Genomic DNA, 25225 nt, shown 5'->3' with positions numbered 1-25225 from the left:
GCACAGTACTCCTTCTGAGAACCGGGGTTCACTCCGCCCCCGATAACGACTTGGTTCCCATCGCCGCACCGGGCCGCGGGTGTTGGCGCCGGCTTCCCCGTGCCGCCGCCGGGTCGCTGATCCCCCGTCCGTCCGGTGCCGCGGGCGGCCCGGGCGGACGCGGGCGTTCGTCCCCTGTGCACGGTCTCCGTTCACGCGCCTCCTGGCGTGATCGCGTTCGGCCCGCCCACGCCGGTGGTGGTCCTCCGCCGCGCCCGGCTGCCCGGCGGGGGCGGCTTCGATCGCGCGGCCGGGCCCCTGCCGGCGCAGGGAGGGTGCAGGGGCCCGCGTCGCCGCTCCGGCCGTGCGTGCGGACGGGGTGGCGCAACCCTCGCCGGCGGTGAGGTCCGGGGCCGGGCCCCGAGCCTCGCAAGGATCGGCGGCGATGGTCCGAATTGCCCCGATTGGTCGATATCCGTCAGGCTTGTACTGGCAGGACGGGAGCGGACCCGTGTGTGGACGTGGCAGGAGCAGGCCGCGAGTCGTCCGGGGCGCGGCGCCGGAGCAGGCGCCCGGCCGACGGCGCCGATGGCACCCGCCCCATGAGCGGCGGCCGGACCGCCGGACGCGGCGACCAGCCGAGCCGTTCCGGCGCGGCGCCGCCCCCGCGCAGCCGCGCGCCCGTGCCACCGACCCGGGCATCCGCTTCCCGACCTGTGAACCGCGCGTCGTGCGACGAAGGAGAACCTCATGGCCAAGGCAGTCGGAATCGACCTGGGGACCACCAACTCGGTGATCGCGGCGTGGGAGGGGGGAGAGGCCGCAGTCCTCCCGAATTCCGAGGGCAGCCGCACGACCCCCTCCGTCGTCGCCTTCACCGACACCGGGGAACGGCTCGTCGGCCGGCTGGCACGCCGCCAGGCGATCCTCAACCCCAAGGGAACGATCTACTCGGCCAAACGGTTCATCGGCCGCCGCTACGACGAGATTTCCGACGAGGCCAAGGCCGTCGCGTTCGACGTCGTTCCGGACGAGCACGGCAACGCACGCTTCGACGTGCGGGGCAAGCTGTACTCACCGGAGGAGATCAGCGCGCTGGTGCTGCGCAAACTGGTCGACGACGCGGGCAAACAGCTGGGGGAGCGGGTGACCGAGGCGGTCGTCACCGTTCCCGCGTACTTCAACGACGCCCAGCGCCAGGCCACCAAGGACGCCGGAAGGATCGCCGGTCTGGAAGTGCTCCGCATCATCAACGAGCCGACCGCCGCGGCCCTCGCCTACGGCCTGGACAAGAAGGGCCACGAGACGGTGCTGGTGTTCGATCTCGGCGGCGGCACGTTCGACGTGAGCCTGCTCGACGTAGGCGACGGCGTGGTCGAGGTACGGTCCACCGCCGGCGACAGTCACCTCGGCGGCGACGACTTCGACCGGCGGCTGGTCGACCACCTGGCCGACAGGTTCCAGCAGGACGACGGCATCGACCTGCGCCAGGACCCCCAGGCGCTGCAGCGGCTGTTCGAGGCCGCGGAGAAGGCCAAGGTCGAACTGAGTTCCGTGACCCAGACGCAGGTCAGCCTTCCGTTCATCACCGCCGACGCGGCCGGCCCCAAGCACCTCACGGAAACCGTCATGCGGTCCACGTTCGAGCAGATCACCTCCGACCTCGTCGAGCGGACGCTGGAGCCCGTCAAACAGGCCATGGCGGACGCCAAGGTCACCGGGAACGACATCGACGAGGTCATCCTCGTCGGCGGGTCCACCCGCATCCCGGCCGTGCAGGCCCTCGTCCGCCGGCTGACGGGCGGCAAGGAGCCGAACATGAGCGTGAACCCCGACGAGGTCGTGGCCCTGGGCGCCGCGATCCAGGCGGGCGTGCTCAAGGGCGAGGTCAAGGACGTCCTGCTGCTCGACGTGACCCCGTTGTCGCTGGGCGTGGAGACCCGCGGCGGTGTGATGACCAGGCTCGTCGAACGGAACACGACGGTCCCCGTTCGCCGTACGCAGACGTTCTCCACCGCCGAGGACAACCAGCCGGCCGTCGACGTCGTCGCCCTCCAGGGCGAGCGGGAGATGGCCGCCGACAACCGTGTCCTCGGGCGCTTCCAGCTGAAGGACATCCGGCCGGCCCCCCGGGGCGAACCGCAGATCGAGGTCACCTTCGACGTCGACGCCAACGGCATCCTGAACGTCACGGCACGCGACAAGGACACGGGAGCCGAGCAGGGCATCACCATCAGCGAGGGCTCCAACCTCGACCAGGGCGAGGTGGAGCGGATGGTCCGGGAGGCCGAGCGCCACCGCGGCGAGGACCACGCTCTGCGCGAGGCCGTCGACGCCCGCAACGAACTGGACGCCGTGGCCTACCAGGTCGAGCGCGCACTCCGGGACCTGGGCGACGCCGCGCCGCCGCACGAGAAGGCCAGGGCGGAGATCCTGGTGGGCGACGCCCGGCAGGCCGTTCAGGAGGAGGCGCCGGCCGACCGGGTCAGGTCGCTGACGTCCGAACTCCAGCAGATCCACGCCTCGTTGTCCGCCCACCGGGCCGGTGCCGCCGCCGGTGCCGCGCCGGGCGCGGGGGCCGACGACGGTGCGTCGGTCGGAGTCGGAGGGTCCGACGACGACGTGATCGACGCCGAGTTCGACAAGGGCTGAGACGGTACATGACCACCGACGACGCACCCGTTCCGCCGGAGGAGCCCACCCGGGCACCGGCCGCGCAGGAGCAGCCGGACTCCGGGGAACCCACCGCGGAACTCGACGAGGTCCGGGACCGCTGGCGGCGCTCCCTCGCGGATCTGGACAACCTCCGCAAGCGTCATGCGCGGGAGCTGCAGCGCGAGCGGAGCGACGAGCGGGCCCGCACGTCCGCCGCCTGGCTTCCGGTGGTCGACAATCTCGAACTCGCCCTCCAGCACGCGGGATCCGACCAGTCCGCCGTGCTGGAGGGCGTCAAGGCCGTGCGCGATCTGGCCGTCGACGTCCTCCGGGGACTCGGATACCCCCGCTACGAGGAGACGGGTGTGCCGTTCGACCCGGCCCGGCACGAGGTCGTCGGTCTCGTCGACGACCCAGGGGCCGCGCCGAACACCGTGGTCCGGGTGCAGCGGCCCGGTTACGGCGAGGGCGACCGGCAGCTGCGTCCCGCGTCCGTCGTGGTGAACAAGCGGCAGGAGTGACGCCCATGGCGCGTGACTACTACGACGTGCTGGGGGTCGGCCGCGGCGCCGGTTCCGACGAGATCCAGGCGGCCTTCCGCAAGCTGGCCCGCCGGCACCACCCCGACATCAACAAGGACCCGGCGGCCGAGGAGCGGTTCAGGGAGATCAACGAGGCGTACGGCGTGCTGTCGGACCCCGACACGCGCCGCCGCTACGACCGGTTCGGCGAGCACTTCCGGGACGTCCCGGAGGACTACGACGAGCGGGCCGCGGCCGCCGCGGGTGCCCGGGGCGGCCGCGGGGGGTACACCCGGACCGGCGCCGGCCCGGGCGGCGACGGCCGCCGGGTCCGCTTCGTGTCCGACTTCGGCGACGGATACGAGGGCCACGACGGCGGCGCCGGCGTGGACTTCGAGGACCTGTTCGGCGGGCTGTTCGGCCGCGGCGGGACCAGGGCCAGGGGGCCCGTGCCAGGCGCGGACCAGGAGGTGGAGCTCCCGCTCGGCGTCGAGGAGGCCTACCACGGCGGCAGGCGCGGCATCACCCTCTCCGGACCGGACGGTCCGCGGACCTACGACGTTTCCGTTCCCCGCGGGGTCGTCGACGGCCAGCGCATCCGGCTGGCCGGGGAGGGCGGCCGGGGGAGCGGCGGCGGGTCGCCGGGCGACCTGCTCCTGCGGGTGCGGATCACACCGGACTCGCGGTTCCGGCTGGAGGGCCGTGACATCCACGTGGTCCTCCCGGTCACACCCTGGGAGGCCGCGCTCGGTGCCACCGTGCCCGTTCCCACTCCCGGCGGCACGGCGAAGGTCACCGTGCCCGGCGGTTCGTCGAGCGGCCGCAGGCTGCGGCTGCGAGGCCAGGGGATGCCCAACCCCCGCGGCGGCGACGGGGATCTCTACGCGGAGGTCCGGATCATGGTGCCGCCGAAGCTCTCCGAGAGCGAACACGAACTGTTCGGCCGACTCGCCGCCGACTCCACCTTCGACCCGAGGAAGCCAGGATGACCCACGACCCCCGGTCCTCCGGACGGGCCCCAGGACACCGCCCGGCCGCACCACCGGCCCGCCAGTCGGGCGTGAGCGTCGTCGTACGGCGCTACGCGATGGATCCCGTCCCCCGGCTGGACCTGGACGCCGTCGCACGCCGAGCCTCCCTCCACCCCGAGGCCGTCCGGCGGTTCGTCGCGCTCGGCCTGATCGACGCGACCCGAGGTGCCGACGGACGGCTGTGGTTCGACCGGAGCGCCCCCTCGGCACTGGCCCGCATCCAGCGCCTACGGGCCGGACTGCACCTCGACTACGCCTCCCTCGGTCTGGTGCTCGATCTGCTCGACCGGATCAGCGAACTGGAGGACGCGCTGAGGCGCAGCAACTCCGGCGCCAGGAGTGATGAATCGTGGATATGAACCGGCTGACCCAGAAGTCGCAGGAAGCCCTGCGGGAGGCACAGACGATCGCCGGACGGCTCGACCAGACCGAGGTCGACGGCGAGCATCTGCTGCTCGCCCTCGTCGACCAGCCCGAGGGCGTGGTGCCCCGGCTGCTCGACCGGGCGGACGTCGACACCCTGGGGCTGCGCAGGGCCGTGACGGAGTCGCTGGCCCGCCGGCCCAGGGTGACCGGACCCGGGGCCCAGCCAGGCCAGGTGTTCATCACCCAGCGGCTCGCACAGGTGCTTGACACCGCCGAGCAGGAGGCCAAGCGGCTCAAGGACGAGTACGTCTCCGTCGAGCACCTCGTCCTCGCCCTCGTGGACGAGGGGTCGAGGACCTCCGCGGGCCGGCTGCTCAAGGAGTTCGGCGTCACGAAGGAGTCGTTCCTGGACGCCCTCACGCAGATCCGCGGGCACCAGCGCGTCACCTCCGCCACCCCCGAGGGTTCGTACGAGGCACTCGAGAAGTACGGCCGTGACCTGGTCGCCGAGGCCCGCGGTGGAAGGACGGACCCGGTCATCGGCCGCGACGCGGAGATCCGCCGCGTCATCCAGATCCTGAGCCGGAAGACCAAGAACAACCCCGTCCTGATCGGCGACCCGGGCGTCGGCAAGACGGCGATCGTGGAGGGACTGGCCCAGCGGATCGTACGCGGGGACGTGCCCGACGGGCTGCGCGACCGGACGATCTTCGCCCTGGACATGAGCCTGCTGGTCGCGGGCGCCAAGTACCGGGGCGAGTTCGAGGAACGGCTGCAGGCGGTGCTCAGCGAGGTCAAGGGCGCCGAGGGGCGGATCCTGCTCTTCGTCGACGAACTGCACACCGTCGTCGGCGCGGGCGGCGGACCCGAGGGCGCCATGGACGCCGGGAACATGCTCAAGCCGATGCTGGCACGCGGCGAACTCCATATGATCGGAGCCACCACCCTCGCCGAGTACCGCAAGTACGTCGAGTCCGACGCCGCCCTCGAACGCCGTTTCCAGCAGGTGGTCGTGGACGAGCCCAGCGTCGAGGACACCATCTCCATCCTTCGCGGTCTGCGCGAACGCCTGGAGGTCTTCCACGGAGTGAAGATCCAGGACACCGCGCTCGTCGCCGCGGCCGTCCTCAGCCACCGCTACATCTCCGACCGGTACCTGCCGGACAAGGCGATCGACCTCGTGGACGAGGCGTGCGCCCGGCTGCGGACGGAGATCGACTCGATGCCGGCCGAACTCGACGAGATCACCCGCCGGGTCACCCGGCTGGAGATCGAGGAGGCGGCTCTCGCCACGGAGACCGAACCCGCCAGCCGCAAGCGCCTCGAGGAACTCCGGCGCGAACTGGCCGACCTGCGTGCCGAGGCCGACGCCATGCACGCCAAGTGGGAGGCCGAGCGCCAGGCCATCAGGCGGGTGCAGGAACTCCGCCAGGACCTCGAGCAGGCACGGCAGGACGCCGAGGAGGCCGAGCGGAACTACGACCTCAACCGCGCCGCGGAACTCCGCTACGGCAGGATCACGGAACTGGAGAGGCGGCTCGCGGCCGAGGAGGACTCCCTCGCCGCCAAGCAGGGCGAGAACCGGCTGCTGCACGAGGTCGTCACCGAGGACGAGATCGCCGAGATCGTCGCCGCGTGGACCGGCATCCCCGTCACCCGGCTCCAGGAGAGCGAGCGCGAGAAGCTGCTCCGCCTCGACGAGATTCTCGGCGAGCGCGTGGTCGGCCAGGACGAGGCGGTCAAGCTCGTCACCGACGCCATCATCCGGGCCCGTTCCGGCATCCGGGACCCGCGGCGGCCGATCGGCTCGTTCGTCTTCCTCGGCCCGACCGGCGTGGGCAAGACCGAGCTTGCCAAAGCGCTGGCGGCGGCGCTCTTCGACAGCGAGGAGAGCCTGATCCGCCTGGACATGAGCGAGTACCAGGAACGGCACACCGTCAGCAGGCTGGTCGGCGCGCCCCCGGGATACGTCGGCTACGAGGAGGGCGGGCAGCTCACCGAGGCAGTCCGCCGCAAGCCGTACTCCGTCGTCCTGTTCGACGAGATCGAGAAGGCGCACGCGGACGTCTTCAACACCCTGCTGCAGGTGCTCGACGACGGCCGGATCACCGACTCCCAGGGCCGCACGGTCGACTTCCGCAACACAGTCGTCATCATGACCTCCAACATCGGGTCGACGTACCTGCTCGACGGAGTCACCGCCGACGGCGAGATCAAGCCCGAGACCAGGGCCCTGGTCATGGGCGATCTGCAGGCGCACTTCCGGCCGGAGTTCCTCAACCGCGTCGACGACGTCGTACTGTTCAAGCCCCTCGGCATGGCACAGATCAAGAAGATCGTCGACCTTCAGTTCGATGATCTGCGCCGCCGGCTCGCGGAGCGCCGGATCACCCTGGAACTCACCGACGCCGCCCGCGAGCACATCGCCGAGCAGGGCTTCGACCCCGTCTACGGTGCCCGGCCGCTGCGCCGTTACATATCCCACGAGGTCGAGACCCTGGTCGGCCGTGCGCTGATCCGCGGTGACGTGCGGGACGGCTCGACGGTCCGGGTCGGCGAGCGGGACGGAGAACTCGCCGTCACCTACGACGACGCGCCCAGCCGTCCGCGACCCGTCCAGGAGGCCGCGTGAGCCCCATGAACCCGACCGACACGGACGGCGGAACGGTCGCGTGCACCGAGTGCGGGCGAGGCAACCGCGTGCCGGCGGCCGCCGACGGCCGCCCGCGCTGCGGGAGTTGCAGGGCCCCGCTCCCATGGATCGCCGACGCGGGCGACGACGACTTCGAGCAGGTCGCGGAGAAGGCCGCGCCCGTCGTGCTCGTCGACCTGTGGGCCACCTGGTGCGGGCCGTGCCGCACGGTCGGTCCGGCACTGGAGCAGGTCGCACGGGAACTGGCCGGACGGATCAAGCTGGTCAGGGTCGACGTCGACCAGTCGCCGCGCATCGCACAGAAGTTCCAGGTGCAGGCCGTGCCCACCCTGATCCTTGTGGACCGGGGAGAGGTCATCGCCCGACAGACGGGCGCGGCTCCCGCATCCGCTCTGCGCCAGTGGGTCGAACACAATCTGCGGGGTCGCCACAGACTCCCGCAAGCCGCCGAAGGAGGCCGCCCGTGATGGAGACCGATCCGCATCTCGACATGGTGCGTGCGGTGTCGCCGAACACTCCCGAGGGCTGCGAGGAGTGCCTGCAGCTCGGATCGCGCTGGGTCCACCTGAGACTCTGCCTCACCTGCGGTCACGTCGGGTGCTGCGACTCCTCGCCGCTCAAGCACGCCGGCGGGCACGCCGCGACCGAGGGTCACCCGATCGTGCAGTCCTTCGAACCGGGTGAGGACTGGCGCTGGTGCTACATCGACGGTGCCATGGTGTGACCCTCCCGGCTCCTGGGGGCGCGCGCCCGGACCGGCAGCGCCGGGCCGCACGCCGCGAACGTCGGCGCCGTGCGCACGTGGCCCGCCTCGTGCGCACGCGAGGGCTGCGGCCCACCCGGCAGCCGCCGCCCGGCCGGCCGCGGGGCGCACCGGCCTGGCGGTCGAACGCAAGCGGCTCGAACCCCTGGTCGCGATCCGTGCGGCCGCCGGGGTCGCAGTCGTGATCGGGCTCGCCCTGCGGCTGGCGGTGGTGGCCCCGGTGGGGTATGTGACGGGCAGCCTGCTCCCCGGGTCACGGCTACTGGGTGCCGATCGCCGCCGTGCCATGGAGGCGGACACCTCCCGGGCCGCCCGTGACGTACGCGAGCGGCGGAACCCGCAGTGGGACCGGGTGGAGGAGGCGCTCGACGCCTGGGCGCACGCGGTGCACGGCCAGGGCGGCCTGCAGGAGCGGGTGGTGCGGCGCGGGGCGGAACTCCAGTTGCAGGCGCTGGAGGACCTGGCGACCGCCATGGACAGGACTCCGCCGGAGCGCGACATGGACTCGGCCGTATGGACTCGGCCGTGCGGGACCACCGGACACGCACGGCGGATGCGGCGAGGGCGGGGAGGCCGAGGGGGGCCGGGGAGGGCGACGAGGACGCCGTGCCGCCGTTCAGGGGGAGGCGCGGCTGAGGGGGCCGGACGCGTGGCGCGGTCGTGCGGGTGTCTGCTCCGAGCGGCCCGCCGCTGTGGCGGCGGGACGCGACCGAGGTGAGTCTGGTGGTGAGGACGGAGACCCGGTCGAAAGGCGGCGGCATGGGCGGCCTGGTGGTTGTGGGAGTGGACGGATCGGCGTCCGGTCTGGCCGCGGTCGAGGAGGCGGCCCGGGAGGCCCGGTGGCGCGGGGCCACGCTCCGGGTCGTGCACGCGTTCATCTGGGACAGGATGCACGTGCCGCTGGGCCCGTCGCCGTACGGGCCTCCCCAGGGCGGTCTGCGGAACGCGGCCGACCGGCTCGTGGCCGAAGCGGTCGAGCGGGCCGCGGCCACCGCACCGGAAGTGGAGGTCGCCTCCGCCGTGGTGTCGGGCGAGCCGTTGACCGTGCTCGGTACGGAGTCCCGGGGAGCGGAACTGGTCGTCGTCGGTTCCCGCGGGATGGGCGGTTTCGTCGGGCTCCTGGTCGGGTCCACGGCCGTGCATCTGGCGGCGCACGGACGATGCCCCGTGCTGGTGGTCCGGGAGCGTTCCCACAGCGGTGGTCCAGTCCTGGTGGGCGTCGACGGTTCTCCCGCGAGTGAGGCGGCGGTCGACTTCGCCTTCGCGGAGGCCGCGTTGCGCGGGACCGGAGTGCTCGCCCTCCACGCCTTCACGCCGTGGAACGCTCCGCTTCCGCCCCCGCAGGACCCCTCGATGCCGTACGCCAATCCACCGGGCGCGCTCATGGAGGCGGAGGAACGTCTGCTGGCGGAGGCGCTGGCGGGCCGGCCGGCGAGTTATCCGGGTGTCCCGGTTGAGCACCAGGTCGTGCGGGCCGACACACGGAAGGCTCTGATCGACGCGAGCGCGTCGGCCCAGGTCCTCGTGGTCGGTGCCCGGGGGCGCGGGGGCTTCAAGGGGCTGCTGCTGGGATCGGTGAGTCAGGCCATGCTCCATCATGCTGCCTGCCCCGTCGCCGTGGTGCGTGGCAGCGGCGCCGGCGGCTGAAGCCGCGGTGTCCCGGGGCCCGCCGCGGGGCTGCGAGTAAGTGCCTCCGGTGGCCGTCCCACCCCCCAGGGGGGCGACGAGTTGCGGACTGCTTTGAACACTCGGCGGCACGCGTCCGTATGGAACTCAGCGGGTCCCCCACAGCCGTTCGCGTCCACGCGCGAACCGGCAGAGACGCACAGGAGTTCCATTGAGAAGAAGTGCACGCAGACGCTCAACGGGCGGCAGGAGAGTAGTTGCGGCCTCGATCGCGCTCATGCTGGGCGGGGGCGGGCTGATCGCCGTCAACACCTATGCCTCGGCCGGCGAGGGGTGGGGGCAGTCGCAGAACCAGACTCTCGGAGCCGGTGCTGCGGCGTCCACCATCAAGTGTCCTGAGGTCGCGAACGGGATCTCGGAGGTGCCGGACGCGGCTCGGCAGGAGGTCGACAAGGAACTGGCCGCGATGGACAGCCAGATCACGGAGGCGTACAAGCGGTTCGCCGAGCAGAAGGAACAGGTCGCGCGGGACCCGAAGTTCGCAGAGAACGCGGTCCTCGGTCCGCTGGAGGACAAGCGGACGGCCAGCCTCGACCGCATCTCGACGGCGATCGGCCGGTCCGGCGAACGCCCGAAGGGCCTCGAGTCCATGGCGGCCTGCGAGTTGAAGGAGGACGACGCCGACAACGAGGGGCAGGACGGTGGTCAGGGCGACGGCCAGGACCAGGACAACGGCGGTCAGGACCAGGGCCAGGACAACGGCCAGGGCGACGGCAACGGCGGTCAGGCCGGCAACGGCCCCGAGCAGTCCGACTTCGTCGACATCCAGTCCGTCCAGCCGAACGTCAACAACCCGCCCGATCAGCAGAACGCGTCCCGGGGTACGTTCGCGACCGAGTGCGGTGTGAACGAGAACGGGAAGTTCAACCCGGACAACGTGATCGTCGCTCCCGGTGTCGCCAACGGCGCCCACCACATGCACGACTACGTGGGCAACCAGGCCAACGACGCCTTCGCCAGCGACGACGACCTCGCCAACGGGCAGACGACCTGTGTGGACCAGGGCGACAGGTCGACGTACTACTGGCCGGTGCTGCGGCTGCAGAACGGCCAGCAGGAGAACGACGCCAACGCCGACGGCGGCGGCAAGGACCAGAACGTCGGCGAGATCCAGACGCCGTCGCAGGTCACGCTGAACTTCGTCGGCAACCCGCGGTCCAAGGTGACGGCGATGCCGCGGTTCCTCCGGATCATCACCGGCGATGCCAAGGCGTTCGTCAACGGTGACGCGAACGCGAACGCGTCGTGGAGCTGCACCGGGTTCGAGGACCGCCAGCTGAAGGACAAGTACCCGATCTGCCCCGAGGGCAGCCAGGTGGTGCGGACCTTCAAGTTCCAGAGCTGCTGGGACGGCCAGAACACCGACAGCGCCAACCACCGGACCCATGTCGCCTTCGCCCAGGACAACGGTGCCTGCCCCAATGGCTTCCGGGCCATTCCGCAGCTCGTGCAGCGCATCGTCTACGACGTGCCGCCGCCGGTCTTCGACGGGGCGAACCCGAGCGTCTTCGCGGTCGACTCCTTCCCGGAGCAGCTGCACAAGCCCATCACCGACCACGGCGACTTCATCAACGTCTTCGACGAGAACCTGATGGAGGAGCTGGTGAGCTGCATCAACGAGGGCCGCGAGTGCGGTCCCGGCGATGCGGGCGCACCTCCCGCCGACGGCGGTGACGGCAACGGTGGCGGTGACGGCAACGGTGGCGGGGACAACGGCGACGCCGGCAACGGGGAGAAGCCGGCTGACCCGGCCCCGCCGAACGACGGTGGCGGTCAGGACGCACCCGGCGCACCGGGCGAGCCGCAGAACCCCGGTGGGGACAACCCGCCCGCCGAGGGTGGAGCCGGCGGTCAGGACGCACCCGGTGCCCCCGGCGGGGACGACAAGCCCGGCGCTGCCGCCGGTGCCGGTCAGGACGGCTCGGGCGACGACGGCGACGGCTCCGGGGAGCAGAACGCCCCGGAGGGCGGCGGTGACGTGAAGGACCCCGAAGTCCTCGCCGGTTCGTCCGCCGGGTCGAACGGCTCGTCGCAGACCGGTGCGGGCGACGGCGAACCCGCCGCCCAGGTCACGAAGGACGCGGAGGAGAACGCTCCCGAGCCCAACGGCGACAACGGGCCCGTGGTCGCGGGCCAGGGCGGCGGGCTCGCCGAGACGGGTGCCCAGCTGTGGCCGTCCGCGGCCGGAGCCGTGTTGCTCGTCGCGGGAGTCCTGCTGCTCCGTACGCGGCGTCCGCAGCGCGCGTCCGCACGCCGTCACTGACACGGCTCTCGCATCCGCTCCTGGCCGGTCCCGTCGACACGGGGCCGGCCAGGATGCCGTGGGCGCCCGCACCTCCCGGCCCCCGTTCGCCGGCCGAAGGCCGGAGGACGGCGGGCTCAGCGCGTGGAGGAAGCAGCCGCCGGCACCGGGTCGTTCGACGTGACGGTGAACAGGCCGCCGTCGGGGTCGACGAGGGTGATCCAGTCCTCCGTCCCGGTCGGTCGGGCCGGTGCGGCGACCCGGCCGCCGAGACCGACTGCCGTACGAACGGCGGAGTCCACGTCGGGCACGTAGAAGTACACGTGCCAGCGGGGGCGGATGTGCGGGTCGGGGGCCTCGCCGGCCGCCCCGCCGGTGATCCGGGCGACGACGTCCCCCTGGTGGCGGAGGACGACGTGGTCCTCCTCGTAGGCGACCTGGCAGCAGCCTGGCTGTGCGCAGGCCCAGTCCAGTACCTCGGCGTAGAAGATCGCCGCTTCGAAGGCGTCGCGGGTGCGCAGTTCCAGCCAGGCGGGGGCCTTGTCGGTCCCCATGCTCCAGTCGGGGATGGCCTTGCCCTGCCAGATGCCGAACACGGCGCCGTCGCGGTCCGCGGCCAGCGCGGCCCGGCCGGTGCCGAAGCTGAGCGGCCCCACTGCCACCGTGGCACTGCGCTCGTGTATACGTGCCGCGGTCGCGTCCGCGTCGTCCACCGCGAAGTACGGCGTCCACGCCACGGCGACCGCCAGGCTGTCCGCGAGCGCCCCGATACCGGCGACCGGAGTGCCGTCCAGGAAGCCGACGGAGAACTCCTCGCCCAGCCGGGTCGGACGGAACACCCACCCGAGCACCTTCGAGTAGAACTCCTCCGCAGCCGGCAGGTCACGAGCCATGAGGCTCACCCAGCACGGAGCGCCGAACAGCGCATGACTTGACGTAGACACGACAGCCGCCCATCTCCACTTCGCGCGAGTCCGGACACGCGAGACTGGAGTTCTCACGCTACTCCGCTCGTCCGGCCCCCGCCGGGCCGGTCACCCCGAGTGCCCGGGGCCCGCCCGTCCGTGAGGAGACCGGCCGCTGCGCGACGGGGTCTGTGCGATGTGCCCGGTGCCGCAGCCGCGCCGGGCGCGTGCGCGGCGGCCCCGTCCAGGGACCGGGGCGTCCCGCCGGCCCCGAAGCGTCCGTCGGCTCCGCGAGCCCACTGCCTCGCCGTGACCGAGGGCAGGGACGTGACTGAAGGCTCGGAGCGGGGGTACCCGCTGTACCCACCCGTGAAGTCCTGCCGAAGGGGAGGGGATATGGCGGTTCCCAAGACGGCGATGCTCGCCCTCGACTGCGCCGAGCCGGAGGCGCTGGCCGAGTTCTACGCGGCGTTGCTCGGCGCCGAGGTGCGGAGGACGTCCGACCCCGATCTCATCGAGGTCGCCGGAGAGGACGGTTCCGTACTGGGGTTCCAGCGCGATCACGGACTCGCGCCCCCGAGCTGGCCCCGCCCGGAGGACGCCCAGCAGGCCCATCTGCTGGTTCTGCTGCCTCCGGGGGACCTGGACGAGGCGGAACGCGAGGCCGTGAGTCTCGGGGCGACCCCGATGGACGTGACCGACCGGGGGACTCCGCGGGAAGCCCGGCTGCTGTCCGACCCGGCGGGTCACTCCTTCCTGCTACGGGCCCGCGGGTAGCCCGGGCCGGGGCGGAGGCGGTAGCTCCGCCGGTACCGGGTATGTGCCGGGCGTGCACGTTCGTGCGGCGGCCACCTCCGCACGGCGGCGGACGAGAGGAGTCGCAGTCATGAGCACGGTGAGGGAGTCCGTCGAGGTCGACGTCCCCGTCAGCACCGCATACAACCAGTGGACGCAGTTCGAGGAGTTCCCGAGCTTCATGGAGGGCGTCGAGGAGGTGCAGCAGCTCGACGACCGGCACAACCGCTGGACCACCAGGATCGGCGGGGTCCACCGGGAGTTCGACACCGAGATCGTGGACCAGCTCCCGGACGAGCGCATCACCTGGCGCACCACCGGCGGCGACACCAGGCAGAAGGGCACGGTCAGCTTCCAGCGCCTGGACGACACGCACACCCGCGTGGAGCTGGTGATGGACGTCGAACCCACCGGCGCCGCCGAGAAGACCGCGGCCATGACCGGGATGATCGACCGGCGGGTGAAGGGCGACATGCGGCGTTTCAAGGACTTCATCGAGGGCCGGGGTGACGAGTCCGGGGCCTGGCGCGGACGGATCCGCCCCACCACCTGACCGGTCCCCACCACCTTTTCCGCCCCCTCGCCCCACCCCGCTGCCATCGCCACGGCGGACCACTTCGCTCCCGCCACCCTCCCGCGGCGGGAGGCGAAGACCGGCGGGAGCGAAGACGGGCACAGTGGGTAGACGTGAGACATGAGTGACACAGCGGCCGACCTTCGGGCGCCGGCGCTGCCGAAGCCGCGGGGCGTGCTCTCCGAGGCGGTCATCGGCCGCCTCACGGAGGGAACGCCGCCTCCCGCGGCTACGGTCGCCGCCGGGGCGGACCCGTACGGCGACGATCTTCAGCTTGCCCTCTACCTCTGCTACGAGCTCCACTACCGCGGCTTCTCCGGGGTTGATCCGGACCTGGAGTGGGATCCGGCCCTGCTCGGGGTGCGGCGCGCTCTGGAGGACCGGTTCCTGACGGTCCTGCGGAGGGACGCCACGCGCCACGGGACCGTGGACGAGGCCGTGGCCGGGCTCCTGGTCGAGCCGGTCCAGGGCACCTCGATATCGCACCATCTGTGGCACGAGGGGGAACTGTGGCAGCTGAGGGAGCTTGCGGCCCAGCGGTCCCTTTACCACCTGAAGGAGGCCGACCCGCACGCCTGGGTGCTGCCGAGGCTGTGGGGACGGGCCAAGGCGGGGATGGCCGCCGTGGAGTTCGACGAGTACGGCGGCGGTCGGGCGGACCGGATCCATGCGCGACTCTACGCCGCCCTCATGGAGGACCTGGGGCTGGACACCGCGTACGGTCGCTATGTCGACTCGGCGCCGGCGCCGATGCTGGCGACGGTGAACGTCATGTCCTTGTTCGGGCTGCACCGCGCGCTCCGAGGCTGTCTGGTCGGCCATTTCGCGAGCGTCGAGATCACGTCCTCGCCGGCGTCGCGCCGGATGGCCGGGGCGATGCGCCGCACCGGGGCCGGTCCCGCGGCCGAGTTCTTCTACGACGAGCACGTCGAGGCGGACGCCGTCCACGAGCAGGTCGTGCGGCGCGAGGTCATCGCCGGTCTTCTCGACGAGGAGCCCTCCCTGGAGGCGGATGTGGCGTTCGGCATCGACGCGACCGTCCATCTCGACGAGCGTCTGGAGCGGCATGTGCTCGCCGCCTGGCGGGAGGGTCGGACGTCGCTGAGGGGCGGGAGCCCGGCAGGCCGATCGGACGACGGGGCCTGAATGCGGTGACCTGTGCGGGCGGGCGAGCGGGCACCGAGTATTGGGGCCGTATGTCGGGGTAAGCGCTGTATGTGACGCTCATCATGTTGCCGGGGGTGTACGCCCCGCAGGACGACACCGCCCTCCTCGCCGGGGCCCTCCGGCGGGAGATGCTGCCGCCGCGGGCCAGGGTTCTCGACGTGGGCACCGGGACGGGCGTCCTGGCCGTGGCGGCGGCCCGACGCGGCGCCCGGGTCACCGCCGTGGACATCTCCCGGCCTGCGGTGTGGACGGCTCGGCTCAACGCACTGCTGGCCCGGACGCCGGTACGGGTGCTGCGCGGCGACCTCACCGCCCCCGTCGAGGGCGGCACCTTCGACCTCGTCGTCGCCAACCCGCCGTACGTGCCCAGTCCGGGCCCGCCCGGCCGGGGTGCGGCGCGCGCCTGGGACGCCGGGCACGACGGACGGCTGGTACTGGACCGGATCTGCGGTGAGGTGCCCCGGCTGCTGCGGCCGGGCGGGGTGCTGCTCCTCGTGCACTCGGCGCTGAGCGGTGAGCGAGCCACGCTGGCCCGGCTGCGGTCGGCCGGGCTGAAGACGGAGGTCGTCGAGCGGCGCCAGGTGGCTCTGGGGCCGGTGCTGCGGTCGAGGCGGACCTGGCTGTGCCGCCGGGGCCTGCTGAGCCCGGGCGGTCAGAGGGAGGAACTGGTGGTCATCCGTGCCGAACGAACGCGGTGAGAAACCGCGCCGCATCACCGCTCGGACCGACGGGCCGGTGCTCGTCGAGGGTCCGGTCGAGATCGTCCTCGAGGACGGAACCGTGGTGTCCTCGGACCGCTTCTGCGTCGCCCTGTGCACCTGCCGGAGAAGCCTTCGCTTCCCCTGGTGCGACACCAGTCACCGGCGCCGCGCACGCGACTGAGCCGGGCGGGGGCGCTCGGGCGCCCGGGCGGGTCGGTGCGCACGCGGTGGCCGTACGCCTCGACGGCGGATGCCCGGATGCCCGGACGTCCCGGAGGCCGGGGTGCGGACGCCCGGGGGTGTGGAGGCCGCCGGGTGCGGATGCCCGGACGGACGGTCCGGGGGTACCGCCCGCTTCCTCAGGCGGCCGGGCGGCACGCCTCGTCCCGCTCGGTCTCCCGCTCGCCGCGCTCCTCCCGCTCGCCCCTGGCGGGCCCGATCAGCGTCCGGAGTTCGCGCTCGCCGAGTCCGCCCCACACACCGAACCGCTCACGGGTCTCCAGGGCGTGGCGCAGACAGGACCTGCGCACCGGACACGAGCCGCACACGTGCTTGGCCTTCTTCTCCCGCTCGTCCCGGGCCTCACCGCGCTCGTTGGGCGGATGGAAGAACAGGCTGCTGTCCGCGCCCCGGCAGGCGGCGCGCAACTGCCAGTCCCAGTGGTGGTTCGCTGCGCCGGGCAGGCGCGACACATCGGTCATCGGACGTCCTCTCCCTCGGGTGTCGTCCCCGGGTACCCCGCGCCCGTCGCACCAAGCAGACGGCAGTGGATGCTCCGTGCGGCAGCGCCCCTCCCGGTACTCGACCGATGACCTGCCGCCGGGTGCTTGCCGTTCCCGGCTCGGGCGGACGCCCCGGCCACGGACAGGGCCCGGGGTGTCCGCCGGATGCGGAAGCACCACCCACCAGGGCCGTCCTGCCGGCCGTCACTCCGCCGCAGGGCCCTGGCCGACCGTGGCGAGGCCGCTTCCCCCGGCCCGTCAGCACGTCGCTCACGGCGTTCGGTTCGGCGGGCTCCGCACTCGGGGCGTCCCGCGGAGCGGGTCGTGGCGGACGTCCGGGGCGATGGTCAGAGGAGTCGGAGCTCCGGCGGCCGCCCGGCATCAGGAGGGCGAACGGGGGCTGACCGCACGGCGGTTACGTGGCCGGGGCCGCCACTCGCCGGGACGTGCCGCAGCCGGACGACAACCCGGCAGGGCGCCGGGTCGTGTCGCTGGTACGCGGACCGCACGCCTGACTGCGGCGGAACGGGACACGCCGGGGCGGACGGGCTACGGGAGTTCGCCGTCCGCGGACGGGCCCCGTGCACGACCGGGACCCCCACACGGGCCGGTGTCCGTACACGACCGGACTGATGCGGGCCGGGTCGTGCACGACCCGGCCCGTGCACGGACGAGGACCCTCGCGGGCCGGTGCCCGCCCGTACGGGGCGGTCGGCGGACGAGGAGCGCCCGCCGCCCCGCCCCGGCGGCTCGGTGACCGCCGCCGGGGGCCGGGTCGGCCTCGGCCGGGCTCAGCCCTCGACGACGCCCGACTTGGCGATGGTGATCTTCGCCTGGGTGGCGCCGTTGCGCGACCCCAGGGACTCGATCCGCTTCACGACGTCCATGCCCTCGACGACCTCGCCGAACACGACGTGCTTGTTGTCCAGCCAGTCGGTGACGATGGTCGTGATGAAGAACTGCGAGCCGTTGGTGTTCGGGCCCGCGTTGGCCATGGACAGCTGACCGGGCTTGGTGTGCTTGATCTGGAAGTTCTCGTCGGCGAACTTCTCGCCGTAGATGCTCTTGCCTCCCGTGCCGTTGCCGGCCGTGAAGTCACCGCCCTGGAGCATGAAGTCGGGGATGACGCGGTGGAAGCCGGAGCCCTCGTAGCCGAAGCCGTGCTGGCCGGTGGCCAGCTCACGGAAGTTCCGCGCGGTCTTGGGGACCACGTCGTCGAACAGCGTGAAGACGATCCGCCCGGCGGGCTCGTCGTTGATGGTGATGTCGAAGAAAACGTCGTTGCTCATGGTGCCCATGCTGTCATCCGTGCTCGTGGGAGTTCACACCCGACCCCTCCGACCAGGTGCGTGTCCGCACCGGTCGCGTCTCGTAGCGGTCCGTCACGACCGCCCCGCTCACCTTTGCCCACACCTTCGGAGCCGGGTACGGAGGAGCCGGCCGCGCATCCGGTCCGATCGGTTGCGCAGGGTCAGCATCAGGCGGATTCTGGACCTGACGAAGCCGGCCGGTGAGGGCGTCATGAACAACGCGAGAAAGGCGACCGAGGACGCCGACTTCCGCGGACCGCTCGACGTCACGAGCGCCGCCACGTTCGTGCTCGACGAGCGCGACGTCGTCATCGGCTGGAGCCAGGCGGCGCAGGAGCTCCTCGGCTACCGGACCGACGAGATCATCGGACGGCCCGTCGCCGTGATCCTGGAGCCCGACGGCGCACCCGGTCCCGGCGCCGCACCGGACCGCCGGGCGGCAGCCGGCCGCGCCGCCCGCCGGGGTGGCAGCCCTCTGGTCCCACCCTTCCCCGAATACGAGGTGCACTCCGCAGTCCACCGGGACGGCCACCGGATGCGGCTCGTGACCGCCGTCTGCCTGCTCTCCGGGACGGGACAGGCGGAGCGCGTCGTCGTGGTGGCCGACCGGGACCGGCTCAGGGAATGGGAGTCCCGCCTCGCCATGCTTCAGGGGCTGGCCACCGAGTCGCCCCTGGGCTTCGCCATATACGACGTCGACCTCCGGCTCGTCTGGTGCAACGCCGCCTCGGAGCGGGAGATCGGGCGCCCGCTCGCCGAGACCCGCGGCGAACTCGCCGAGGACCTCTACCCCAGGGGCAGGTTCGTCACTCCGGGGTACCCGGAGACGCTCCACGCGGTCATGCGTCAGGTGCTGGACACGGGGGAGCCGTTCCTCGACCTGCACTTCCGCGCGGAACAGCCCAGCGATCCGGGCCAGGAACACCTCTGGTCCTGCTCCTACTACCGGCTGCAGGACGCGAGCGGCCATGTGTTCGGCGTGTGCGAGGACGCCTTCGACATCTCCGACCGCTACGAGGCGCAGCGCCAGGTGAACCTGCTGGTCGAGGCGGGCCGCAGCGTCGGAACGACCCTGGACGTGCTCGTCACGGCCGGCGAACTCGCAGCGGTGGCCGTGCCGAAGTTCGCCGACCGCGTGGACGTGGACCTGGCCCCCGCTGTACTGGAGGGCGAGGTGCCGGGCGGTACGGGGGGCTGGGCTACGGATCTGCTGCGCGCCGCCTCCCGACCGGCGGGGGCTCCGGACTCCCGGGACCCGGGCGCGGGGACCGCCGCCCACGTCACCGCCGGCGGGCGGGCCGGTGGCACCCCGGGGGAACGGAGCGGCCTCCCGCGGCCGGTGACCTACGCGGAGGGCTCGCCGCAGCACCGCAGCCTCGCCTCCGGCGGGCTCGTACTGGAGGACGGCATCCTCGTCGTTCCCCTGCGTGCCGGGGGCGGTGTGCTGGGGCTCGCCACGTTCGTGCGCGACGGAGGGCGGAGCTTCTTCGACCGCGGGGCGGTCGCAGTGGCGGACGAACTCGTCGCCCGCGCCGCGGTGTCCGTCGACAACGCCCGTCGCTACACCCGGGAGAGGGAGTCGGCGCTGGCCCTCCAGCGGCAGCTCCTGCCCCAGCACCTCCCGTCGAACTCGGCCGTCGACCTGGCGTACCGCTATCTGCCCACGGACGACCTCAGCGGGGTCGGCGGCGACTGGTTCGACGTCATCCCGCTGTCCGGGACGCGCGTCGGGCTCGTCGTCGGCGACGTCGTGGGCCACGGTCTGCACGCGGCGGCCACCATGGGCAGACTGCGCACGACCGTACGGGCGCTGGCGCCCCTGGACCTGCCGCCCGACGAACTCCTCAAGCGGCTCGACGACCTCGTCGGGCAGTCCGCCCAGGACAGTGCCGACGCCCTCGGCACGCTCACGGGTGACGACGACGTCGCGGCCGGTGCCACCTGCCTGTACGCCGTCTACGACCCCGTGTCGCGGCGGTGCACCATGGCGCGCGCCGGGCACCTGCCGCCATCGGTGGTCGAACCCGGGGGGCGCGTCACCTTCCCCGACCTGCCGGCCGGACCCCCGCTGGGGCTCGGCGGGCTGCCCTTCGAGTGCCTGGAGATCGAGTTGCCCGTCGGCAGTCTGCTCGCGCTCTTCACGGACGGTCTGGTCGAGGCCCGCGACCGGGACATCGACAAGGGGCTGGAGACGCTGGGGCACGTCCTCGCCGGAGGCGCGGATCCCGCGGACTCCCTGGAGGACCTGTGCGACCGGGCCATCTCCGAGCTGCTGCCCGACGGCACCACCAACGACGACACCGCGCTGCTGCTGGTGCGGACCCGGGAGCTGGACGACCGCAGGGTGGCCGTCTGGAGCCTGCCGGCGGAACCGGTCGCCGCGGGCCGTGCGCGCGGGCTCGTCGCGAACCGGCTGCGGGCCTGGGGGCTGGACGAGCTGGTCTTCACCACCGAGCTGATCGCCAGCGAGCTGGTCACCAACGCGGTCAGATACGCCGAAGGGCCGCTGCACCTGAGGCTCATCCACGACCGCACCCTGGTGTGCGAGGTGGCGGACGCCGGCCACACCGCGCCCCATCTCCGCCACAGTGCCGACGACGACGAGGGCGGGCGCGGGCTGTTCATCGTCGCCCAGCTCGTCCAGCGCTGGGGCACGCGGTACAGCAAGGACGGCAAGGCCATCTGGACCGAACAGGCCCTCCCGGCACCGGCCCGTCCGCGCCCCGGCGTCGGCGACTCGACCGGCCTCCCGGACGACCTGGTGCCGGCCCGTTCCTGACCCGCTGCCCCGCTTCGCGCTTCCCCGCACCTGCCGGGGCTGTGCGCCCTGCCGGGATCCTCGTCGGACGGTCTCCCGTCACTCCGCCCCACGCCCGGTCGGTCCGCCCCGACCTGACCCGTACCCGGTCGGTCCGCCTCCCCCCGCTCTGCTGCCGCGATCCCCGTCGAGCAGGGATCCGAGCCCGTGACGGCGCTCGCCGAGGACCCTCTCGGAGGCCGCCGCCTCGGCCGCCGTGCCGAACGCCTCCGGGGCGCGGGCCGCCGAGCGGCGAGCCGCGACCGCCGCGGCGGTGTCGGCCGCCACGAGTTCGGCGTTGATGGCCATGGCCGCCTGGGCCCCGGACGCCGCCGCCACGGCGACGCTCGCCATGAGGTCGGTGACGTTGCCCGCCACCCACAGGCCCTCGACGCCCGTTGCCCCCCGTGCGTCGGACTCCACGCAACGGCCCACGCCCATGGGGTGTTCGGCGGTCGTCACGCCGAGCCCGGCGAGCAGACCCCCGCGGGCCGTGAATCTCGGGCCCACCGCCAGGGCCCGCACCGGCACCTCCCGGCCCGATGCCAGCCGCACCCCGCGGAGCCGGTCGTCCTCGACCGCGAGACCGGTCACCTCGCCGTCGACCACGGCGATGCCGCGCGCCGCGAGCTGCTCCCACTGTTCCTCGGCCGGGTCGTCCGCGGTGTGGAGGAACAAGGTCACGTCCGGCGTCCACTGCCGGAACAGCAGTGCCTGGTGCACCGCGGCGGGACCGCTCGCGAGCACCCCGATCGGCTCGTCCCGCACCTCCCAGCCGTGGCAGTAAGGGCAGTGCAGCACATCCCGGCCCCAGCGCTCGCGCAGGCCCGGAACGCCCGGCAGCTCGTCGACGAGACCGGAGGCCACCAGGAGGTGTCGCGCCCGGTGGCTGCGGCCGCCCGCGGTCCCCACGACGAAGCGGCCGGCCTCCCGGTGGATGCCCGTCACCGTGTCCGTCACGATCATCCCGCCGTACCGTCCGACCTCCTCCCGCCCGGTTCGGACCAGCTCGCCCGGGGGCATCCCCTCCCGGCCGAGCAGGCCGTGGACTCCGGCGGCGGGGGCGTTGCGCGGTTCCCCGGAGTCGATCACCAGCACGGTTCTCCTGGCCCGCGCCAGGGTGAGCGCGGCGGACAGCCCCGCGGCGCCGCCCCCCACGATCACGACATCCAGTTCCACGGGGTCCCGCTCGTTCGTCTCGTTCATGGCGACAGCCTGCGTCCGTGCCGGACAGCGAGGCAATGTTTCTTGCCGTTTCGGCAAGTGGGTCCCACTGTCGTGGTCCGTCTGCCTCACGGCGGCACCAGCACGGCCACGCCCGTGACGTTCCCGGCCGCCAGGTCGGCCAGCGCCCGGTCCGCCTGCCGCATCGGGTAGCGCACGGCCCGCACGGTGGGGCGCACACGTGCCGCCTCCGCCAGGAAGGCACGGCCGTCGTCCCGGGTGTTGGCGGCGACGCTGCGCACGGTGCGCTCCTGGAACAGGTGCCGCTCGTAGTGGAGCGGCGGCACGTCGGTCAGGTGGATGCCGGCGATCGCCAGGGTCCCGCCCCGGTCCAGGGCCTCGAGCGCCTTCGGCACGAGGGTCCCGGCGGGTGCGAACAGGATCGCGGAGTCCAGGGCGCACGGAGGGGCGTCCGGCCCGGCGGACGCGGCCCCGAGCTCCAGCGCCAGCCGCCGCGCCTTCGGCGAGCGGGTGACGACATGGACCTCGGCGCCCCGGGCCACGGCGAGTTGGGCGGTCAGATGGGCGGAGGCGCCGAAGCCGTAGACGCCGAGCCGCCCGCCCTGCGGCAGTTCGGCGCGCTCCAGGGCCCGGTAGCCGATGATCCCGGCGCACAGCAGCGGGGCCGCGTTCTCGTCCGGCAGGCCCTCCGGCAGCCCGTACACGTACCGCGCGTCCACGACCGTGCGCCCGGCGAACCCCCCGTGGACGTCCCAGCCGGTGTAGCGCGAGGAGGGGCAGAGGTTCTCCCGCCCGGCCCGGCACCAGCGGCACCGTCCGCAGGTCCCGGCCAGCCAGGCCGCGCCCACCCGGTCACCGGGCGCGAATCCGCCGGCGGACGCACCCGCCGCCAGCACCTCGCCGACGATCTCGTGGCCCGGGGTGCACCGGGGCCGGCGCGGTGGCAGGTCGCCCTCGGCGAGATGCAGGTCCGTACGGCACACCCCGCACGCGAGGACCGTCAGCAGCAGCTCGTCGGGACCGGGGGCGGGGACCTCCCGCTCGACGCGGCGCAGCGGCCCCGCGGCGATCGGCGCGGGGTGCTCGACCACCCAGGCGTGTGTCGTGCCGGAACTCGGGAGTGCCGTCATCGCCCTCCTGCCGTACCGCTGGAACTCTCCTGCCGCACCGCCGGAACAGGACACATCGTATCGGCGGGCGGCGCCGCCGGACGGGTGAGGACGCCCGGCAGGCCGCGGCAACGGTTCTGTGGTTTATTCCTAGTGGCATCCCACTCGGGGGTGACGCGTACGTATGACGGCGCCCCGACCGGGTAGCCAACGGCGCAGAAACCTCACGCAGTGAAGGAGGTCGCCATGAAGCGAGCCAGGCAGCACGGGAAGCCCGTTCCCAAGGCCGAGGAAGAGCTCGACAGGGAGATCATGGACGTCGCGCCGGAGATGACCGGGCGCCGCCGAGCACGCGGTGGTGCGGGGGACGTGCTCAGGACCAGGCGACAGGCCGGGGAAGGCGCGCCCACCGGCAGCCGGCTGCCCTAGGACGTGTCGCGAATCCCTCCTGGCCCGCGACGCCCGGCACGCACTCCCCCGTAGCCCTTCGGCACGGGAGGCACCCCCGCGCTGCGTGGTCGGAGGCATCCGAGTACGTCCGGTGCGAGGGCGATCCTCCGCCCTGCGATCGCACGCACCGGGCGCCGCAGGCCCCGCCCTGCGGGCGGACGGAGCTACTTTCGCAACACGGGCCGGACGGCCCTGTGGCGGCGGGCGTTCCGGCCGGGGCCGGGCCGCCCGCCGCGGCGTCCCCCAGGGCGGCGGGCGAAGGCGGCGGGGGCGCTGCTCCGAGGCGTTCCGGCCGGCGCGCACCGCGAACCGCCCCCGACGGGGCCCGCGGTCGATCGCTCGGCGTGCCGGTTCGGCGACACACGGTTAGTGTGACCGGAAGGTGCGTTCCGCGAACGCGGTCCGGATCGCCGGCGGGTCACGGCCGTGAGCAGCGCGGTCCTCCGGTGCGACCCGGGCGTCCGGGAACCGTCTCGCGTGCACACCTCCTCCGAACGGCCGCCGCCGTTCCCGATCCGGCCCGCCCGCGGCCGTCGGAACTCCGCCGAATCGACAGGCAGGCAGGTGATCGCGTTGATCGGGTCGAGAAGAACGTCCGCTTACAAGGGCACCTCGTCAGAGGCGATCCTTCATCAGTACGACTTCCTGGGAGAGTTCTACCGGCTGACGCTCGGCCCCGAACTCGTCTACTCCTACGGCATGTGGGAGGACGGTGACACGCTCGAGTCGGCACAGCTCCGCAAGCTGGACCACCATGTGGAGGCGGCGCGGGCGACGGGAGCCGGCCGCGTGCTCGACGTCGGCTGCGGCTGGGGCAGTCTCATGCAGCGGCTGGTGGAGAACCATGACGTGCGCCATGCCGTCGGGCTCACGATGAGCCCGGGCCAGGCGGCATGGGTGCGCCAGAAGGGCTGGCCGAACTGCGAGATCCTGGCCGAGAACTGGTTCGACCACGAGCCGGACGCCCCGTACGACGCGATCATCGCGATCGAGGCGATCGAGCACTTCGCGGGCACGACCATGCTGCGGCGCAAGCGCGTGGCCAGTTACCGCATGTTCTTCGAGCGCTGTCACACCTGGCTGCGGCCCGGGGGGCGCATCTCCCTCCAGGCCAACGCCTGGAACAGCGGCGGCTGGTTCACCTCCCTGGTTCTCCCGCCGCGCAGGCCCGCCGGGCACGAGGGGAACGGTGTCGGGCGCGTCCGGACGGCCCTGAAGGACGTCCGGGACGGATTCGGCAACGTCCGCGAGGGCATGCACGCCTCCCGCAAGGTCTTCCCCGAGGTGTTCCTCCCGACCCGGGGCGAGCTCACCGAGGCGGCCCGCGGCCTGTTCCGGATTCCCGAGGTGCGCAGCGACCCCGACGACGGCGTGAAGACCGTGGCGAGCTGGCTGGAGCGGGCGCAGGCCAACCGTGCCAGGGGTGCCGAGCTCATCGGGGAGGACGCGGTCGCCGACATCATCAGGGAGCAGCGCACCGCGCTGAAGTTCCTGCGCGAGCGTCGCTACACCGCGCTGCGGATGGTCTTCGAGAGGATCTGAGTCCCGGGCGGTCCTGGGTGCGCTCCGACACCGGGGCCGGGTCGCCGCGCGGCCCGGCCCCGGCGCCCTCGT

Annotated in this window: 22 protein-coding genes; 17 read left to right on the top strand and 5 right to left on the bottom strand. The window is 72.9% G+C overall.

The features are described 5' to 3' along the window. Positions 1–729: 729 nt before the first annotated feature. From dnaK to AB0J10_RS26340, 9 genes are all read left to right on the top strand, one after another. On the top strand, positions 730–2631 hold the full coding sequence (gene dnaK, locus AB0J10_RS26380; protein WP_363064948.1) for a molecular chaperone DnaK: 1902 nt from the start codon (positions 730–732) through the stop codon (positions 2629–2631). A gap of 8 nt (positions 2632–2639) precedes the next feature. Beyond that, entirely contained in the window at positions 2640–3155 is a 516-nt protein-coding gene (locus AB0J10_RS26375) for a nucleotide exchange factor GrpE (RefSeq protein WP_363064947.1), read from the top strand. Positions 3156–3160: 5 nt separating this feature from the next. After that, positions 3161–4144, top strand: a complete 984-nt coding sequence (locus AB0J10_RS26370; protein ID WP_363064946.1) for a DnaJ C-terminal domain-containing protein — start codon at positions 3161–3163, stop codon at positions 4142–4144. Further along, entirely contained in the window at positions 4141–4545 is a 405-nt protein-coding gene (locus tag AB0J10_RS26365; protein ID WP_363064945.1) for a chaperone modulator CbpM, read from the top strand. The genes AB0J10_RS26370 and AB0J10_RS26365 overlap by 4 nt, the downstream gene beginning before the upstream one ends. After that, the gene (clpB, locus tag AB0J10_RS26360; RefSeq protein ID WP_363064944.1) at positions 4536–7184 is read left to right on the top strand and encodes an ATP-dependent chaperone ClpB; all 2649 of its coding nucleotides are present in this window, start codon (positions 4536–4538) and stop codon (positions 7182–7184) included. Before AB0J10_RS26365 ends, clpB begins: the two co-directional genes overlap by 10 nt. Positions 7185–7189: 5 nt before the next feature. Next, positions 7190–7672, top strand: coding sequence for a thioredoxin (trxA, locus tag AB0J10_RS26355; RefSeq protein ID WP_363064973.1), 483 nt, complete (start codon positions 7190–7192; stop codon positions 7670–7672). Then, positions 7672–7929: a UBP-type zinc finger domain-containing protein gene (locus AB0J10_RS26350; RefSeq protein ID WP_363064972.1), complete on the top strand. Its 258-nt coding sequence runs from the start codon at positions 7672–7674 to the stop codon at positions 7927–7929. Before trxA ends, AB0J10_RS26350 begins: the two co-directional genes overlap by 1 nt. A 798-nt stretch (positions 7930–8727) precedes the next feature. Further along, positions 8728–9615: a universal stress protein gene (locus tag AB0J10_RS26345; RefSeq protein WP_363064971.1), complete on the top strand. Its 888-nt coding sequence runs from the start codon at positions 8728–8730 to the stop codon at positions 9613–9615. A gap of 256 nt (positions 9616–9871) precedes the next feature. Beyond that, positions 9872–11917 (top strand): DUF1996 domain-containing protein, encoded by a 2046-nt coding sequence (locus AB0J10_RS26340; RefSeq protein ID WP_363064943.1) that lies wholly within the window; start codon positions 9872–9874, stop codon positions 11915–11917. Between the two features lie 116 nt (positions 11918–12033). Here the strand turns inward: AB0J10_RS26340 and AB0J10_RS26335 are convergent, their stop codons facing one another. Continuing rightward, positions 12034–12789 carry a VOC family protein gene (locus tag AB0J10_RS26335; RefSeq protein ID WP_363064942.1) on the bottom strand — a complete coding sequence of 252 codons (756 nt, stop codon included), beginning with the start codon at positions 12787–12789 and terminating at the stop codon, positions 12034–12036. Positions 12790–13197: 408 nt separating this feature from the next. Here AB0J10_RS26335 and AB0J10_RS26330 point away from each other — a divergent pair, with 408 nt between their 5' ends. From AB0J10_RS26330 to AB0J10_RS26310, 5 genes are all read left to right on the top strand, one after another. Next, on the top strand, positions 13198–13578 hold the full coding sequence (locus AB0J10_RS26330; RefSeq protein WP_363064941.1) for a VOC family protein: 381 nt from the start codon (positions 13198–13200) through the stop codon (positions 13576–13578). Positions 13579–13687: 109 nt separating this feature from the next. Further along, complete coding sequence (locus AB0J10_RS26325; protein WP_363064940.1) at positions 13688–14149, top strand: SRPBCC family protein; 462 nt, start codon at positions 13688–13690, stop codon at positions 14147–14149. A gap of 141 nt (positions 14150–14290) precedes the next feature. Continuing rightward, positions 14291–15316, top strand: coding sequence for an iron-containing redox enzyme family protein (locus tag AB0J10_RS26320; RefSeq protein ID WP_363064939.1), 1026 nt, complete (start codon positions 14291–14293; stop codon positions 15314–15316). Positions 15317–15387: 71 nt separating this feature from the next. Then, complete coding sequence (locus AB0J10_RS26315) at positions 15388–16035, top strand: HemK2/MTQ2 family protein methyltransferase (RefSeq protein WP_363064938.1); 648 nt, start codon at positions 15388–15390, stop codon at positions 16033–16035. After that, a complete protein-coding gene (locus AB0J10_RS26310) occupies positions 16016–16219 on the top strand; it encodes a CDGSH iron-sulfur domain-containing protein (RefSeq protein ID WP_269731759.1) in 204 nt (67 codons plus the stop codon). Before AB0J10_RS26315 ends, AB0J10_RS26310 begins: the two co-directional genes overlap by 20 nt. Before the next feature lie 178 nt (positions 16220–16397). On the opposite strand, the gene AB0J10_RS26305 is transcribed toward AB0J10_RS26310, so the two are convergent. Both AB0J10_RS26305 and AB0J10_RS26300 read right to left on the bottom strand, forming a co-directional pair. Beyond that, a complete protein-coding gene (locus AB0J10_RS26305; protein WP_363064937.1) occupies positions 16398–16739 on the bottom strand; it encodes a WhiB family transcriptional regulator in 342 nt (113 codons plus the stop codon). 812 nt (positions 16740–17551) lie between these two features. Next, positions 17552–18049, bottom strand: a complete 498-nt coding sequence (locus AB0J10_RS26300) for a peptidylprolyl isomerase (protein WP_363064936.1) — start codon at positions 18047–18049, stop codon at positions 17552–17554. A gap of 232 nt (positions 18050–18281) precedes the next feature. Between AB0J10_RS26300 and AB0J10_RS26295 the strand changes: the two genes are divergently transcribed. Beyond that, complete coding sequence (locus AB0J10_RS26295; RefSeq protein WP_363064935.1) at positions 18282–20849, top strand: SpoIIE family protein phosphatase; 2568 nt, start codon at positions 18282–18284, stop codon at positions 20847–20849. A 78-nt stretch (positions 20850–20927) separates the two neighbouring features. Here AB0J10_RS26295 and AB0J10_RS26290 read toward each other — a convergent pair whose 3' ends face one another. Together AB0J10_RS26290 and AB0J10_RS26285 are read right to left on the bottom strand one after the other, a co-directional pair. Continuing rightward, complete coding sequence (locus AB0J10_RS26290; protein WP_363064934.1) at positions 20928–22073, bottom strand: NAD(P)/FAD-dependent oxidoreductase; 1146 nt, start codon at positions 22071–22073, stop codon at positions 20928–20930. A gap of 86 nt (positions 22074–22159) precedes the next feature. Further along, positions 22160–23182: a zinc-binding alcohol dehydrogenase family protein gene (locus AB0J10_RS26285; RefSeq protein WP_363064933.1), complete on the bottom strand. Its 1023-nt coding sequence runs from the start codon at positions 23180–23182 to the stop codon at positions 22160–22162. Between the two features lie 225 nt (positions 23183–23407). Between AB0J10_RS26285 and AB0J10_RS26280 the strand changes: the two genes are divergently transcribed. Continuing rightward, complete coding sequence (locus AB0J10_RS26280; protein ID WP_269731766.1) at positions 23408–23590, top strand: hypothetical protein; 183 nt, start codon at positions 23408–23410, stop codon at positions 23588–23590. Positions 23591–24175: 585 nt separating this feature from the next. Continuing rightward, positions 24176–25153 (top strand): class I SAM-dependent methyltransferase, encoded by a 978-nt coding sequence (locus tag AB0J10_RS26275; RefSeq protein WP_363064932.1) that lies wholly within the window; start codon positions 24176–24178, stop codon positions 25151–25153. The last annotated feature ends 72 nt before the right edge of the window (positions 25154–25225 follow it).

It is taken from the genome of Streptomyces sp. NPDC049887 (assembly GCF_040656535.1).
Lineage (GTDB): Bacteria > Actinomycetota > Actinomycetes > Streptomycetales > Streptomycetaceae > Streptomyces.
Note: the sequence above shows the minus strand (reverse complement) of the source record. Positions and strands in the feature narration are given on the sequence as shown.

Coding starts and splice junctions, on each gene's coding strand:
- AB0J10_RS26295 (WP_363064935.1), top strand. CDS start 18,282: ATGAACAACGCGAGAAAGGCGACCGAGGACGCCGACTTCCGCGGACCG.
- AB0J10_RS26370 (WP_363064946.1), top strand. CDS start 3,161: ATGGCGCGTGACTACTACGACGTGCTGGGGGTCGGCCGCGGCGCCGGT.
- AB0J10_RS26290 (WP_363064934.1), bottom strand. CDS start 22,073: ATGAACGAGACGAACGAGCGGGACCCCGTGGAACTGGATGTCGTGATC.
- AB0J10_RS26375 (WP_363064947.1), top strand. CDS start 2,640: ATGACCACCGACGACGCACCCGTTCCGCCGGAGGAGCCCACCCGGGCA.
- AB0J10_RS26280 (WP_269731766.1), top strand. CDS start 23,408: ATGAAGCGAGCCAGGCAGCACGGGAAGCCCGTTCCCAAGGCCGAGGAA.
- AB0J10_RS26305 (WP_363064937.1), bottom strand. CDS start 16,739: ATGACCGATGTGTCGCGCCTGCCCGGCGCAGCGAACCACCACTGGGAC.
- AB0J10_RS26335 (WP_363064942.1), bottom strand. CDS start 12,789: ATGGCTCGTGACCTGCCGGCTGCGGAGGAGTTCTACTCGAAGGTGCTC.
- AB0J10_RS26285 (WP_363064933.1), bottom strand. CDS start 23,182: ATGACGGCACTCCCGAGTTCCGGCACGACACACGCCTGGGTGGTCGAG.
- AB0J10_RS26365 (WP_363064945.1), top strand. CDS start 4,141: ATGACCCACGACCCCCGGTCCTCCGGACGGGCCCCAGGACACCGCCCG.
- AB0J10_RS26330 (WP_363064941.1), top strand. CDS start 13,198: ATGGCGGTTCCCAAGACGGCGATGCTCGCCCTCGACTGCGCCGAGCCG.
- AB0J10_RS26320 (WP_363064939.1), top strand. CDS start 14,291: ATGAGTGACACAGCGGCCGACCTTCGGGCGCCGGCGCTGCCGAAGCCG.
- AB0J10_RS26350 (WP_363064972.1), top strand. CDS start 7,672: ATGGAGACCGATCCGCATCTCGACATGGTGCGTGCGGTGTCGCCGAAC.
- AB0J10_RS26300 (WP_363064936.1), bottom strand. CDS start 18,049: ATGAGCAACGACGTTTTCTTCGACATCACCATCAACGACGAGCCCGCC.
- AB0J10_RS26325 (WP_363064940.1), top strand. CDS start 13,688: ATGAGCACGGTGAGGGAGTCCGTCGAGGTCGACGTCCCCGTCAGCACC.
- dnaK (WP_363064948.1), top strand. CDS start 730: ATGGCCAAGGCAGTCGGAATCGACCTGGGGACCACCAACTCGGTGATC.
- trxA (WP_363064973.1), top strand. CDS start 7,190: ATGAACCCGACCGACACGGACGGCGGAACGGTCGCGTGCACCGAGTGC.
- AB0J10_RS26340 (WP_363064943.1), top strand. CDS start 9,872: ATGCTGGGCGGGGGCGGGCTGATCGCCGTCAACACCTATGCCTCGGCC.
- AB0J10_RS26345 (WP_363064971.1), top strand. CDS start 8,728: ATGGGCGGCCTGGTGGTTGTGGGAGTGGACGGATCGGCGTCCGGTCTG.